Below are 14,758 nucleotides of genomic sequence, written 5' to 3' on the forward strand. Positions count from 1 at the left end.
TCCGCGCCGACGCCCCGCGCGGAGCAGGCGCATGCGTGTGGCAGGGCCCGGTTCAGTCGCAGGCCGTGATCTCCCACAGCTCGCCCAGCCCACCGGTGTCGAGCAGCTCGAACCCCTCGCCGGGGCGGAAGGTGAACAGCGTGGCGTCGCCCAGCGGCGCCATCTGGTGCCAGGGCTCGGGGCCGGTGTCCCGCGTGTTCGTGTAGAAGTGGGTGACGCCGAGGCGCTCGACGGCCGCGCACACCGCCGGGTCGGTGCCGATCTCGTCGATGCCCGCCTGCAGCAGCCGGCCGTCCGCGGAGCGGGGGCCGGCCAGGTGCGGGTAGACGACGTCCACACCGCCCAGCGAGTACACATAGGGCGTCCCCCGGAACCGGGCCCCGAGGACGACGGCGTCGTCCGGCAGCTCCTCCCCCGCGCGCCGGAAGAGCTCAAGCTCGGCGTCGTTCGCGAGCATCCGGAACGGGAGGTGATCGGGCACGAAGCTCTCGACCGCGTGGTACGTACGCAGGGTGTTGCGCAGGCCGTCGGAGGCGAGCACCATCGCGAGGACGGCCACGCCCGCCACGACCGCCTCGCGGAGCGGCGCACCCTGCCGGAGCGGCGCACCCTGCCGGACCGACGCTCCCTGCCCGGCGAGCGCCGACTCCCGCGGGCGGATCCCGCGCACCACCTCGACGCCGTCACGCACGAGCACGGCGAGCGCCGCCGCGGCCAGCGGCGCGGCGCAGACGATCACGAGCGCGTCGAGCCGCATGGTCTCCGAGTACCAGACCCCCGTCGCCCAGTGCAGCGTATGGTCCGCGGGCCCCCAGGAGATCGCGGTCAGCGCGACGCTCGTGACGAGCCCGACGGCGATCCACCGTCCGCGGTGCAGCCACCACACGAGGGCGGCGCCGCCGATCGCGAGGCCGGCGACGACGACCTGGACCACGGTCGCGACCCCGCCGAGGTCGTACCCGCCGAAGGACCGCAGGGGTCGGTCGACGAGCAGGGAGGTGAGGATCCACCGGTAGCCGTCGTCGCCCTCGCGCTCGAAGGCCTGCACCGAGTCGACGACCTCGCCGGCGAGCAGCGGGACCGAGGCGAGGACGGCGAGCCCCAGGGCGCACCACGCGGCGACGGCGAGCGGGAGGCGCGCGCCGGTGTGCCGCAGGCGCCGGAACGCCCCTGCAGCCGTGGCGACGAGCAGCGGGGCGACGAGCAGGAGCGTGGAGAACCAGACGGACCCGTGGACCAGCGCGAGGCCGAACGCCGCCACCGCCGCCGGGAGGGCGGGTGCGGCGGTCGCACGCAGGTCGGGCAAGTTACGCACAGCGAGGACGACGAGGGTGAGGAGGCCGGGCAGCAGGACGTGGGCGTACGTGTAGGGGAACTGGCCCATCTGCGTGATGAGCCCGACGGGCAGCGCGAGGAAGGAGTGCGCGAGCGCGGGCACGACGGCGGCCGCGACGGGCAGGCGCGGCCAGGTCGCCCGCACGAGGCCGGTGATCGACAGCGTCCACAGCACGCCGACGACGAGGATCGAGGCGTTGACCGCGGCCGGGACCGGTCCGAGGAACGGCACGACGGCGACGATCCCGTGCCAGCCGGCCGGGTAGAACGGTGCGTACCCGTAGTCGTAGAGCGAGGCCAGCCCACCGAAGGAGGACGCGTCGCCGTGCTCGCGGACCGCCTGGATCGCGCTGAGGTGGAACACCCCGTCCCACACCTGGCTCGGCCGTTCGGGCACGCCGATGCCGCGGGCCATCGCCAGGACGTACAGGCCGGTGGCGACGGCCGCCACGCCGGCAAGGAGCAGCAGGTGCGGGCGTGCCAGGGGCGCCGGCTGCAGGAGCACACCACGCGCCGGCGCCGCGACGGTCGCGCCGCCCCGCCCGGGACGGGCTCGCCGGGCCACGGGAGGCGTGCGCAGCCCGCGGGCCTCGGGTGCGGGCCCCGCCCGCTCGGTCTCCTCGGCGTCGCCCGCACCGCGCCACGGCGCCGTGCCGAACAGGTGCCCCAGGCCCGCGCACGCGGCGACGGCGAGGAGCAGCCCCAGCGCGAGGGTGCCAAGGTTCCAGGGCACGCCGGCGGCTCCGAGCAGGACCGCCCACCCGGCCGACAGGGCGATCGTCAGGGTGGCGGCGGGGCCGAGAGCGACGATCCCGCGCAGGCCGAGGAGTCGCAGCAGCAGCCACCCGGGGGCCACCATGAGCACCGTCATGGCGATCAGCCCGGGCAGCGTCTGCGCCCAGCTCATCCGCCGCCGCCGGTACCCGCCGGGTCGTCGCAGTAGGTGAGGCGCCAGATCGACGTGGTCCCGGCGCTGTCGACGAGCTCGAAGCCCTCGGCGGGCTGCACGTAGGCCAACCCCTCGGTCCGGTAGGAGTACTTCTGCTGGTCCTCCTGGGGGCCGCGCGGGTCCGTGTCGGTGTAGACGTGGGTGACGCCGAGGTCGCGGACGATCTCGCAGATCTCGGGATCGGTGTAGATGTCGTCGAAGCTCGTCCCCAGGGTGGTCAGCTCCTCGCTGTCCCACTGGCCGAGCTGACGGTAGAGCACGTTGACGCCGCCGAGCGAGTAGAGGTAGCCGGCGCCGGAGAAGGGGTCGCCGATGACGACGGCGTCGTCGGGCAGCACGTCGCCCGCGCGGGTGACGAGGTCGATCTCCTCCTGGCTGAGCATGGTGCCCCAGGCGATGCGGTCGGGGACGTAGGCGTTGACGATGTTCTGCGTCCTCAGGTCGGCTCGCAGGCCGCCGGTGACGAGCACGACGAGGCCGAGGACGGCCACGAGCGCGACGAGCACGGGCCGCGGCTCCGTGGTCCGCGCGGTGGCCGGCTCCGGCGCGTCGTCGTCCCGGAGGTCCTCCACCGCCTCGTCCCTGCCGGTCACCGAGGCCCACAGCGCAGCCAGGGAGCGCGCGACGACGGAGGCGCCGAGCGCCGCGAGCGGCACGGCCATGAGGCCGACGAGAACGACCACCCGGCTCGGCTGCGTGTACCAGAACCCGCCGATCGCGCGCAGCGGGTTGTCCTCCGGGCCGGCGGTCAGCAGGGTGAGCACGACGGCGCACGCCCAGCCCACGGCGACCCAGCGGCCCGATCGCAGGCCGAACGCGGCGACGACGCCGACCACGGTCAGGGCGGTGACGGCGACCTGCCCGACGGACTGTGTCCAGTCGTAGCTGTAGACCATCGGGTTGTCGATGAGCAGCTGGCCGGCGACGGGCCAGTAGGAGTCCTGTCCGCCGCGCTCGAAGCCGAGCACCATGTCGAGAACCGGGAATACGGTCAGGGCGACCACGACGGCGACCAGCCCGGCGGCGAGGACACCGAGCGTGATGTACACGGGTCTGCGGTGGCCGGCGAGCCACGCGTGCCTCGACGCCCGGTAGATGCCCACCGCCACGAGCGGCCCGGCGAGCAGGATCATCGTGAACGCCGCGGACCCGTGCGTGAGGCCGACCCCGAGGAAGCCGACGAGGGCGGGCACGGCGAGCGCCGCCGTCGGGCCGGCGTGCGGCAGCTGCCGCACCGCGAGGGCGACGAGCGCGAGCAGGCCGGGCATGCCGACGTGGGCCGCCGCGTACGGCCACAGCGAGACGACCCCGAGCAGCACGACGGGCGTCGTGACGAAGGAGGCCGCCACCAGCGGGGCGGCGACGGCCGCCGCCGGTCGGTGCGGCCACACGGCGCGGGCGAGGGCGGCGCTCGACAGCAGCCAGATCGGGCCCATGACGAACGAGGAGGCGTTGGCCGCCGTCGACGGGAGGTCGAACCCGGGCGAGACGGCGACGAACCCGTGCCAGACGGCCGGGTAGAAGGGGCTCGTCAGCTCGTCGTACATGGGGGCGAGCCCGCCGAGGACCGAGGCGTTGCCGGTGTCGGCGATCGTACGGATCGCGCCGAGGTGGAAGACGCCGTCCCAGGTCTGGACGGGCTGGCCGGGTGCGACCATGCCGCGGGCAAGGCTCACGCAGTGGACGATCGTGCCGACGACGACCATGGCGGCAAGGACCGCGGTCGCGGTGCGCCCCAGCGCGGCGGGCTGGACGATCGGCCGGGCCCGCGGGCCCCGGACCCACGGTGCGGTACCGAGGCCGTGCCCGATGGCTGCGGCGGCTCCGACGCAGAGGAGCAGCCCGATCGCCTGGGTGCCCGTCGTGTACGGGACGCCGACGAGGTCGAAGATGATGCCCAGACCGGCGGCCGCGGAGATCGTGAGGACGGCGCCGCCCCCGACGGCGAGTAGGCCCCGGACGCCGACGGCGAGGAGCATGAGGGCGCCGGGCAGGATCGACGTCACCAGCATGAGGGTCGTCGGCGCCGCGAACTGTGCCCAGGTCATCGCTCTCCTATCCGGTCGGCCTCGCCATTGTGGGGCGCGGCGCCCACGCGGACGGGCCGGGGTCCGGTCGCCTTGATCACACCGCCCGCCGTCCGGGGATCACTCGCAGGCGGCGATCTCCATGAGCCGGGCGTCCTCGTGGGCGGCGACCGTGCGCAGCGTTCCGTCGGGCAGGCTGAGCGGGTCCGGGTAGCTCCAGCCCAGGAGCATGTGGCCCGGGGTGTCGAGGTAGACGTGGGTGACGCCGAGCTCGGCGACCCGTTCGCAGACGCCCGGGTCCTCCCCCAGCCGCTCGAGGTCGTACAGGAGCTCGTCGGCCGGGTCCCCGGCCACCGGGTACAGCGGCCGGGGCACGACGTCCCAGCCGGCGAGCGCGGGGGCGAGGACGGCGCCGCTCGCGGGTGCGCCGAGCACCCGGGCCCCCTCGGGCAGCTCGCCGGCGAGCGACCGGAGCCACGCGGCCTCCCCCACGCCCATCGAGTACGGCCGGTCCGGGACCGCCTGGCGTGGCCCCTGACGCACGGTCTCGGCGGACACCGGCGCGTGCAGGCCCCCCGTCCCGAGCACGACGGCGGCGGTGACCGCGGTCAGGGACAGGGCCGCGACGGCCGGGGCGGTCACCTCGCTCTGCGGCCATGCCGACCCGTGCCCACCCGCACCGGGGCCGTCCGACCCCCTGGCGACGAGCCGCCGGACGATCGCGACGAGGCCGGCCCCGCCGGCGCCGGCGAGCACCGCCATCGGAGCGACGAGGAGGGCCTCGAGCCGGTCGTAGTCCTTGTACCAGAGCGCCGTGAGGTCGCGCAGCGGCCCGTCGGGGCCGGCGGCGAGGACCCGCAGGACGAGCAGGAGCACCGCCGTCGCGACGATCCACCGGCCCCGCACGTGCTGCACGAGGACGAGCAGGCCGAGGGCGGCCAGCGCCGTGAGCACCCAGGCCGGGTCCTGGACCCCGGTCAGCGGCGGCACCGGGACCGCGTACTGCAGGGTCTGGGTCACCTCGCCGCGCTGGTCGAGCGAGATCCGCTCGAAGTCGCCCATCGAGGACAGGAGCGGCACGGTGGTCACCGCGATCCAGGCGAGCGCGGCGACGAGCAGCGGGAGCGCGACCACGGCGAGGCCGGAGCCGACCCGGTGCGGGGCGGGTCCGCGACCGATCCCGCGGGCGAGCAGCGCCATGCCCCACGCGGTGGCGCCCACGACGACGACGGCCGGCGCCGAGCCGTGGGCGAGCGTGGCGCCGAGCCCGGCCACGCCGAACGCCACCCAGGCGCGCGCGTCGCGTGGGCGGTCCGCGCAGCGCAGGCCCAGGACGAGGGCCGGCAGCGTGAGGACCAACGACAGTGCCCATGGCCACTGGCCGTGGAAGTGCATGGAGTAGTAGGGGAAGGCGACGGACGCGGATGCGACGACGACGGCGAGGCCGGCGGCGTAGGGCACGCGCGGAGCGGCGGCCCTGGCGAGGGCGGCGACACCCAGGAGGAACGACCAGGCGACGACGAGCACGACGACGTGGGACGCGACCACGGGGTCGGACGCGAGAGCCGGCAGCGCCACGAGGCCGTGCCACAGCGAGGGGTAGTAGACGCCGCTCTCGCCGGGGAAGAGCGCGTCCAGGCCGCCCAGCGGGAACGGGCTGCCGTCCCCGGAGGCGACCAGGGCGGTCGCGGAGTAGTGGAAGATCGCGTCGCGGTGCTCGATCGGCTGCCCGATGCCGAGTCCGCCGAGCCCGGAGGACACCACCGCCAGCAGGACGACGAGTGCGCCGACGAGCGCGAGGCCGGTGACGAGGCGGTCCCCTCGGCCGAGGTCCGGATCGGGGTCGGCCGCCCCGCGCGGCACTGCCGAGGTCCTGCGGCGTCGTCGTCGCACGCCCGAGGCGACGGCGGCGATCGTGACGGCGAGCAGGACGACCGCGGTCGTCGCCGTCCACGGCAGACCGAGCGGGGGCACGAGCAGCGTGAGCACGCCGACGACCCCCGCCGTCAGCGGCAGCGCCGCGGCGAGGAGCGTGAGTCGGCGCAGCCCCAGCCACGCGTGGCCGATCGCGAGGCCGGGGCCGAGCAGAGCGAGGAGCGCGAGCGCCGAGGTCCCGGCGATCCCTCCCAGCGTGGCTCCGCTGGGGTCCAACTACTGCCCGCCGCCCACCGTCACGCGAGGGGTCCCGGCCCACAGCGCGGGGTCGGTGACGTTGCGGCCGTCGGCGAGGATCCGCACGCCCGGCAGGTCCGCCGGGGTCAGCTCCTTGTACTCGGCGTGGTCCGCCTGGACGACGGCGGCGTCGACGGCCTCGCCCAGGTGGAAGGGGGTCCAGCCGAAGCCGGCCAGCTCCTCGTCGGTGTACATCGGGTCGTGGACGCCCACCTCGGCGCCGCGGGCGCGCAGCTCGGTGACGGTCTCGAAGACGCCGGAGAACGCGGTCTCCTTCACGCCGCCGCGGTAGCTCGCGCCGAGGACGGCGACGCGGCGGCCCGTGAGGTCGCCGAGCATGGACTCCAGGCGACCTACGACGTAGGCGGGCATCGAGGCGTTGAGTTGGCGGGCGGTGCGCACGATGGTGGCGTCGGCGTCGGTCGACAGGTACAGGCGGGGGTAGACGGGGATGCAGTGGCCGCCGACGGCGATGCCCGGGCGGTGGATGTGGCTGAACGGCTGGGAGTTGCACGCCTCGATGACCGTCATGACGTCGATGCCGACCGTGTCGGCGTAGCGGGCGAACTGGTTGGCCAGGCCGATGTTGACGTCGCGGTAGGTCGTCTCCGCGAGCTTGGCCATCTCGGCGGCCTCCGCCCCGCCCATGTCCCACACGCCGTTGGGACGCGCGAGGTCGGGACGCTCGTCGAAGGTGAGGACGGCCTCGTAGAACTCGATGGCGCGGCGCGTGCCCTCCTCGCTCAGGCCGCCGACGAGCTTGGGGTAGCGGCGCAGGTCCTCGAACACGCGGCCGGTGAGCACGCGCTCGGGGCTGAACACGAGGTGGAAGTCGGTGCCCTCGGTGAGGCCGGAGATCTCCTCGATGAGCGGCTTCCACCGGTTGCGGGTGGTGCCGACCGGGAGCGTGGTCTCGTAGGAGATGAGCGTGCCGGGGGTGAGGTGCTCGGCCAGCGAGCGCGTCGCGGCGTCCATCCAGTCGAAGTCGGGCTCCCACGTGGCGTCGTCGACGAACAGCGGGACGACGAGCACGATCGCGTCGGCGCCGGGGATCGCCTCGGCGTAGTCGGTGGTGGCCCTCAGGCGGCCGGCCGGGACGAGCTCGGTGAGCTTGTCCTGGAGGTGGGCCTCGCCCGGGAAGGGCTCGCGCGCGGCGTTGACCGCGTCGACGGTGGTGGAGCTGATGTCGACGCCGATCACCTCGTGCCCCGCGTCGGCGAACTGCACGGCGAGCGGCAGCCCGATCTTTCCCAGGGCGACGACGGCGATGCGCATGAGGGTCCTCTCGAGTCGGTGCGGCGAGGCTCCCATGGTAGGCGCCTCGCGCGGGGTCAGCCCCGCCGGTCGAGCCCCGCGAGGTCGGTGGCGACCGTGCGGGCCCGGGCGGCCCACGTGTGCTCGTGGCGGGCCTCGCGGACGTGCGCGGCGACGGCGTCGACCTCACCGCGGTGGTCGCGCAGGCGGGCGAGCACCCGCGCGAGATCCTCGGCGTCGTAGTCCGCCGTCCAGCCCAGGTCGCCGCCGCGGACCGTGCGGCCGGCGAGCGTGCCCGTGGTGGCGAGCACCGGCTTGCCGTGGCCGATGTACTCGTAGAGCTTGACCGGGGCGGCGAAGTCCCGGTACTCGGACGGCTCGACGACGATCGAGCACAGGTCCGCCCGGCCGAACAGCGGCAGGAGCCCGTCGCCGCGCTCGTGGACGACCTCGACCCGGTCGCCGAGCAGGTCGGCGTACTCGCTGCGGGCCGCGTCCCAGGAGTCCTGCGGCGTGCACAGCAGGAGGTGGACGCCGTCGGTGTCCCGCACCGCGCGGAGCAGCTCGTGCATCCGGTAGTAGGAGGTGACGTTGCCGACGTAGAGGATCGTCAGCGGGCCGTCGGTGCGCGGGACGTCGCGGATCGCGCCGCCCGGCGGCAGCGGCGCCATCTGCTCGGGGCGCAGGTGCGGGACGTGCTCGGCGATCTCCCGCGAGGGCACGTAGACCCTGTCGAGCAGCCGGCGGTAGGCGCGCAGCTCGGCGTGGTAGAGCGTGCGGGTCCCGGCCGCGACGACCGGGTGTACGCGCTCCGTGTACTCGGGGTAGCGCCAGTAGATGTCCCGGTAGAACACGCTCGTCGGCACGCCGTGGCGCCGCAGCAGCCGGGCGAGCCGCAGGTCGACGACGGGGTGGGTCGGCAGGTGGTGCGGCTCGGTCAGCACGGTCGGCATCGTCGAGGACTCGCCGTAGGCGAGGTCGACCCGCAGCCCGCCCCTGAGCCGCCGGGCGAGATCGCGCACGGCGGCCGCGCGCTCCTTGCCGTGCCCGGTCACCTCGATCACGTCGTACCCCAGCTCGCGGAACGCACCGAGCATGCGCACCGGACGGATGCCGGAGCCCGACGTCGACCCCTCGCCGAGCGGGTAGGGCGCGTGGAAGACCATCGTCCGGCCGGCGCCGGGCAGCTCGGAGGTCATCGGGCCGCCCGTGCTCATCGGCCGGCGCGGACGTCCGCCGCGAGGGCGTGCGCGCCCGCGTAGCCCGCCGCGACGGTGGGCACGGAGAACCGCTCCCCGATCGTCGCGGCGACCTCGGCCGCCGTGAGGTCGGCCGTGCGGTCGTGGACATCGAGGACCGCGTCCGCGTAGGCGCCCGCCTCCTGGCGGTCCACCAGCGCCCCTACGCGCGGGTCGATGTACTCCCCCTGCCCGCCGGTCGAGCCGACCACGACGGGGCGGCCCGCGACGAGGGCCTCGGCGCAGGAGACGAAGAAGTTGTCCCCGCGGGTCGGGCCGAGGAACAGGTCGGCGGCGGCGAGCTGCTCGAGCACGCCGTCCCGGTCGAGGGTGCCGGTGAGGTGGATCCGCTCGGCCACGCCGACCTCGTCGGCGCGGTCGCGGACCGCTCCGGTCAGCGGACCGTCGCCGACGAGCGTGAGGTGCGCGGGGTGCCCACGCCGGCCGAGCTCGGCGACGACGTCGACGGCGAGCAGGGGGTCCTTGCGCTCGACGAGCCCGCCGACGCTGACCAGCCGCAGCTCGCCGTCCGGTGCGGGCCGACCGGGCACGTCGGCGAGCGGCGGCACGATGCAGGGCACGACGACGGTGGGTGCCTCGCCCCGCACGGCGCGGATCGGGCGGGCGAGGAAGTCGCAGACGGCGGTGACGACGTCGGGCCTGCCCAGAAGGCTGCGCACGAGCGGGAGCACGGCGCGGGTGCCGAGCCCGAGGTTCTCCGGGCTGGTGAGGCCGGAGTAGTGCTCGGTGTGGACCCAGGGCGCGCGCGGGCGGCCGACCGAGAACGGCAGGAGCGCGGAGATCGCGGTGGTGTGGACGACGTCGGCGCCGTCGAGGACGGACGGCAGCGCGGCCGCGACCTGGGCGATCTGGTCGGGGCGCGAGGGGGTCATCGGCAGCCGCAGCACCTTGAGGCCCTCGTGGCGCACGTGCCGGGTGCCGTCGTCCTGGTGCGCGGGCACGAGGTGGACGACGTCGACCGTGTCGCCGCGCGAGGCCATCGCGTGCGCGTCGCGCACGACGAACGACCCCGAGCTCGGGGCAAGGGAGGTGGGGAACCAGGTGGTGACCACGACGACGCGCATGACTCGAAACTACCCGGCTACGCTCGGTAACCGTGAAGATCCTCTCCGTCGTCGGTGCCCGCCCCCAGTTCGTCAAGCTCGCCCCGATCGCGCACGAGTGCGCACGCCGCGGGGTCGAGCACGTCATCGCGCACACGGGCCAGCACTACGACCCGCTGCTGTCCGACGTCTTCTTCTCCGAGCTGGAGATCCCGGCGCCGGACGTCCACCTCGGGGTCGGGTCAGGCAGCCACGGTCAGCAGACCGGAGCGATGCTCGCCGCGATGGACGAGGTCCTCACCGAGCACCGCCCCGACTGGGTCCTCGTCTACGGCGACACGAACTCCACGCTCGCCGGCGCCGTCTCGGCCGCGAAGCTGCACGTGCCGATCGCCCACCTCGAGGCGGGGCTGCGCTCGTTCAACCGGCGCATGCCCGAGGAGATCAACCGCGTGCTCACCGACCACGCGGCCGACCTCCTGCTCGCGCCGACCCAGGTGGCCGCCGGCCACCTGGCCGGCGAGGGCCTGGCGGAGCGGACCGTGGTGGTCGGCGACGTGATGACCGACGTGCTGCTCGCGACGCGCGCCGCCGTCGGCGACGCCCGGCCCGCGGCCCTGGCCGAGGAGGGGCTCGACGACGGCGGCTTCTACCTGGCGACGATCCACCGCGCGGAGTCCACCGACGACCCCGAGCGGCTGCGGGCGATCGTGGCGTCGCTCGCCGGTCTCGACGCGCCGGTCCTGCTGCTCGCGCACCCGCGCCTGGTGGCGAAGGCCGAGGCTGCCGGCATCGACCTGTCCGTCGGGTCGCTGCGCACGCGCACCCCGCTCGGGTACCGCGACCTCGTGGCCGTGGCCGACCGGGCGCGCGGCGTGGTCACCGACTCCGGCGGGCTGCAGAAGGAGGCATTCCTCCTGCGCACCCCGTGCACCACGGTGCGGACCGAGACCGAGTGGGTCGAGACCGTCGAGCTCGGCTGGAACGTGCTCGTCGAGCCGGGCGACGCCCTGCTCGCCGCCGCGACCCGCCCCCGCCCGGCGGACACGGACGCCACCCCGTACGGCGACGGCGATGCCGCCGCTCGCGTGCTCGACGCGCTGACCGCGCCCCGCTGACAGGAGACCGCCATGACCACCGGGAACGACCCGCTCGACAACTGGGGCCCCGACGCGCCCGTCCACCGCGAGACGCCCGCAGCCGCACCACCCGGTGCCGGTGCACGTCCCGGAGCCGTGCCTGGCGCCAGGCCCGGCGCGGGTCCGTCGCTCGAGGCCCGCAGGCGCTCGCGTCTCGTCGTCGTGTCGACGATGGCGGTCACCGACCTCGCCATCGTCCTGGTCGGCCTGCTGTTCTTCGAACCGCCGACGCAGTGGGTGGTCGTCGCGGTCGGCGTCCTCGGCCTCGGCGTGGCCGCGTACATGTGGAACATGCTCGGCAGGCAGATCCGGGGGCTCGAGGAGGACGAGCGCGAGCGCGGCGCGAACCCGCACTACCCGGACGCCTGATCTACAGAGTGCTGCAGGCCTCCCGGTAGGCCACGACCGAGTCGTCGACCGTCTGCCAGTCGCCGATGATCGCCGCGTTCGAGGACTCTTCGGCGGCGCTCGCCAGCTCGGCGTACCGGTCGTCGTCCGAGCCCGCGGCCTGAGCGAGCGACGACATGGCCTCGAACCGGAAGAGCGCTGCAGGACCGCCGGAGAAGTGCTGTTCCGCGTCGAAGCTCTCCGGAAGGGTGTCGACGATCTCGCACGCTCGTCGTGCGTCGACCTCCGCGCTCGCCCCGGTCTCCCCCGGCGCGTCCGACCCCTCCCCGGCGAACGCGAACCACCCACCGGCGAGACCACCGACCAGGCCCACGAGGGCCCCGACGGCCAGTCCGGCCGGGAACCGTCGATCTCGGTGGCCGAGGGAGCGTGACCCCTCCGGCTCGGCATGGTCGATGGTCCGGTCCTCGCTCGACGTCGTCGTGGCAGTCGCTCCTCACCTCGGTCCGCCGCACCCTGCACGTCGATGTGCACAGTCATCGCCCCTGCTCGACGCTCTGCCGGTCTGATGCACCGTCGGACGTACCGCCCGTCGGCGCTCCTCGCGGGAGGGTCGTGCGCAGGGACAAGTCGAACGTATCCCCCCACGGGGGGGTGCCAGCGATCAGGGATGATGTGACGGAGTCGTGACCTCCACCGCGGCCTCCACACCTGCCGGTCCGGTCGGCGACACCCCCTGGTCGCCTAGCCCGACGACGCGGCCCCCGCGCCGACCGCGACGGCGAGCAACGCCGTCGCCGCCGTACCGGTGAGCGTCCGCAGCGCGTTCCACCGCCGCCACGGCCGCTCGAACGCGGCACGCGCGGCGGTGAGTTGCGCGGGGCCGCCCCCGGACGCCCGGTCGAGCGCGACGTTGAGGGGCACGTTGCGCGCGAGGGTGATCGCCAGCGTCGCCGCCGTCGCCACCAGGCCCGCGAGGAGCCAGGGCGACGCGGGGCGCGCAACGGTGGCCGCCACGGTCGCGAGCGGCGTGCCGACGAGCACAAGTCCGAACAACGGGTTCTGGATCGCCCGGTTGATCGAGCGCATCGCGGCGACGAACCCGGCGTCGTCGACCCGGGCCAGGCCCGGCATCACCGCGCAGGTGAACCCGAGGAACAGGCCGGCCGTCAACCCGTTGCCCACCGTGGCGGCGGCGAGCGCGGCGGAGCCGGCGCTCACGGGACGGCCACCCCGACGAGCGCGTCGATCGTCGCCCCGACCGGAGTCGTCACCCGGACCGTGCGGTCGCCGCGCGGCGCGAGCAGACCTGCCGCGTCGGCCCTGTAGAGCTCGGCGAGGCTACGTGCCACGTGCGGTGCGAACCCGGCGCCCTCGAGGGTGTCCGCCCAGGCGGACTCGGGCACGACGGCGACGTGCAGGTCGCGCCCGAGGACTCGACCCAGCTCAGCGGCGACCTCCCGCTCGGTGACCTCGGGCCCGAGCACGTCGACCACCTCGCTCGCCCCGATCGGCACCCGCAGGAGGTCGGCGGCGACCGCCCCGACGTCAGACGTCGCCCCCATCGGCACGGGCACGTCCGCCGAGCACGCGAGAACGGGGTACACCCCCTCGGCGCGGGCGACCCCGAGGACGTCGGCGACCTTCTCCTGGAAGTGCCCGGATCGCATCGCCGTGAGGATCGTCGCCCCGCGCAGTGCCTCCTCCAGGCGGTGCAGCCCGGCGATCGGCCCGGTCCCCGAGCAGAGGTCGGCGACGCCGGAGGAGAGCATGACGACGCGGGGCACGTCGGCGTCGGTGACGGCACCGGCGATCGAGCGGACGAACGCGTCGGCGTGTCGGTCGAGGTCGTCGGCCCCCAGGTCGAACGGCAGGAGGACGAACATCGCGTCCGCGCCGCGCAGGGCGTCGGTCAGGCCGGCGCGCTCCGCGAGGTCGACGAGCCGGGCCTCGGCCCCCGCGGCGCGCCAGCGCGCAGCATCGGGCTCTCGGCGGACGAGCACCCGCACCTCCTCCCCCGCCTCGAGCAGGCGGTGCGCGGCCGCTCCTCCGACGTGTCCGGTGGCTCCGGCGATGACATACATGGCGTGCTCCCTCGTGGTGGTCGGCGCCCCGGCGCTCCCGGGACGGCGACCTCGACGCTAGGGGCCGACATATGGCGTTCCCAGCCCAGTTCCGCCCGTTTCCTTGCCCGATCGTCCGGATCCGCCCACGGCCCCAGGCGGAATGCGCAAGGATCGACACCATGACGACGCGGCCCTGGGAGACGCATGACCGGCTGGCGCGCGCTCTCCAGACGCTGCGGATGCGCGGCCTGCTCTACACGCGCTCCGACCTGACCGCACCCTGGGCGCTACGGATGCCGACGGTCCCCGACTCGCTCAGCTTCCACGTGGTCACCTCGGGGGCGTGCCGGCTCGAGGTCGAGAGCGGCGAGACGGTCGAGCTCGCGGCCGGGGACCTGGCGCTCGTCCCGCACGGCCGGGGGCACGTGGTGGCCGGGGTCGACGGCGCGGACGGCACGCGTGGCGCCGGCACGCCGCGGGCCGTCGAGGAACTCCCGCAGCGCTGGCTCGGCGAGCACTACTCGGTCCTCGAGCACGGCGGGGGCGGCGCGCGCACGCAGCTGGTCTGCGGGATCGTCGCCTTCGACGAGCCCGCCGCGCGCGAGCTCGCCCGACGGCTGCCGGCCGTCCTCGTCACCGAGGGGGACGCCTCACCGATCGGGTCGGCAATCCGCGACACGCTGCGCCTCATGGTCGACGAGCTCACCCACCCGCGCCCGGGCGGCGAGGCCGTGGCGACCCGGCTCGCCGACATCCTCGTGGTCCAGGTGATCCGGGACTGGCTCGCACGCGACGACGCCGCCCGCGACGGCTGGCTCACCGCGCTGCAGGACGAACGGATCGGGCGAGCCCTCGACGCGGTCCACGCCGAGCCCGGCGGCCACTGGAGCGTGGAGCGGCTCGCACGCACGGCGACGATGTCCCGGTCGACGTTCGCCGCACGGTTCGCCGAGCTCGTGGGCGAGACCCCGAACGGCTACGTCACGCGGTGGCGGATGCGGATCGCCCAGGAGCGCCTGGCCTCGGGCACGGCGACGGCCTCGCAGGTCGCGGCGGAGCTCGGCTACCGGTCCGACGCGGCGTTCAGCCGGGCGTTCGTCCGCACGGTCGGGCAGACGCCGGGCTCGGTCCGGACCGCCGCGCGAGCGTCCTCGTCCTGACCGGCA

At 74.9% G+C, this 14,758-nt stretch carries 12 protein-coding genes; 3 read left to right on the forward strand and 9 right to left on the reverse strand.

Annotated elements, in window-relative coordinates:
• Positions 1-52: 52 nt before the first annotated feature.
• The 6 genes from ACPYO4_RS10625 to ACPYO4_RS10650 form a co-directional block, all read right to left on the reverse strand.
• Positions 53-2,242, reverse strand: a complete 2,190-nt coding sequence (locus tag ACPYO4_RS10625) for a DUF6541 family protein (protein WP_425709209.1) — start codon at positions 2,240-2,242, stop codon at positions 53-55.
• Positions 2,239-4,332 (reverse strand): DUF6541 family protein, encoded by a 2,094-nt coding sequence (locus ACPYO4_RS10630; protein ID WP_425709210.1) that lies wholly within the window; start codon positions 4,330-4,332, stop codon positions 2,239-2,241. Before ACPYO4_RS10630 ends, ACPYO4_RS10625 begins: the two co-directional genes overlap by 4 nt.
• Positions 4,333-4,431: 99 nt before the next feature.
• Positions 4,432-6,462 carry a DUF6541 family protein gene (locus tag ACPYO4_RS10635; RefSeq protein ID WP_425709211.1) on the reverse strand — a complete coding sequence of 677 codons (2,031 nt, stop codon included), beginning with the start codon at positions 6,460-6,462 and terminating at the stop codon, positions 4,432-4,434.
• A complete protein-coding gene (locus ACPYO4_RS10640; protein WP_425709212.1) occupies positions 6,463-7,758 on the reverse strand; it encodes a nucleotide sugar dehydrogenase in 1,296 nt (431 codons plus the stop codon).
• 56 nt (positions 7,759-7,814) lie between these two features.
• Positions 7,815-8,954: a glycosyltransferase gene (locus ACPYO4_RS10645; RefSeq protein ID WP_425709213.1), complete on the reverse strand. Its 1,140-nt coding sequence runs from the start codon at positions 8,952-8,954 to the stop codon at positions 7,815-7,817.
• Positions 8,951-10,060 carry a glycosyltransferase gene (locus ACPYO4_RS10650; protein ID WP_425709214.1) on the reverse strand — a complete coding sequence of 370 codons (1,110 nt, stop codon included), beginning with the start codon at positions 10,058-10,060 and terminating at the stop codon, positions 8,951-8,953. Before ACPYO4_RS10650 ends, ACPYO4_RS10645 begins: the two co-directional genes overlap by 4 nt.
• Before the next feature lie 32 nt (positions 10,061-10,092).
• On the opposite strand from ACPYO4_RS10650, the gene wecB reads away from it, so the two are divergent.
• A complete protein-coding gene (wecB, locus tag ACPYO4_RS10655; protein ID WP_425709215.1) occupies positions 10,093-11,157 on the forward strand; it encodes a non-hydrolyzing UDP-N-acetylglucosamine 2-epimerase in 1,065 nt (354 codons plus the stop codon).
• 12 nt (positions 11,158-11,169) lie between these two features.
• Complete coding sequence (locus ACPYO4_RS10660) at positions 11,170-11,547, forward strand: hypothetical protein (RefSeq protein WP_425709216.1); 378 nt, start codon at positions 11,170-11,172, stop codon at positions 11,545-11,547.
• Position 11,548: 1 nt separating this feature from the next.
• On the opposite strand, the gene ACPYO4_RS10665 is transcribed toward ACPYO4_RS10660, so the two are convergent.
• The 3 genes from ACPYO4_RS10665 to ACPYO4_RS10675 form a co-directional block, all read right to left on the reverse strand.
• Entirely contained in the window at positions 11,549-11,899 is a 351-nt protein-coding gene (locus ACPYO4_RS10665; protein WP_425709217.1) for a hypothetical protein, read from the reverse strand.
• A gap of 371 nt (positions 11,900-12,270) precedes the next feature.
• Positions 12,271-12,747, reverse strand: coding sequence for a DUF1772 domain-containing protein (locus tag ACPYO4_RS10670; protein ID WP_425709218.1), 477 nt, complete (start codon positions 12,745-12,747; stop codon positions 12,271-12,273).
• Complete coding sequence (locus ACPYO4_RS10675) at positions 12,744-13,610, reverse strand: NAD(P)H-binding protein (RefSeq protein ID WP_425709219.1); 867 nt, start codon at positions 13,608-13,610, stop codon at positions 12,744-12,746. The genes ACPYO4_RS10670 and ACPYO4_RS10675 overlap by 4 nt, the downstream gene beginning before the upstream one ends.
• A 161-nt stretch (positions 13,611-13,771) precedes the next feature.
• Between ACPYO4_RS10675 and ACPYO4_RS10680 the strand changes: the two genes are divergently transcribed.
• Positions 13,772-14,752, forward strand: a complete 981-nt coding sequence (locus ACPYO4_RS10680; protein WP_425709220.1) for a cupin domain-containing protein — start codon at positions 13,772-13,774, stop codon at positions 14,750-14,752.
• Positions 14,753-14,758: the final 6 nt, after the last annotated feature.

The organism is Georgenia sp. Z1491 (assembly GCF_049856175.1).
Classification (GTDB): Bacteria; Actinomycetota; Actinomycetes; order Actinomycetales; family Actinomycetaceae; genus JB111.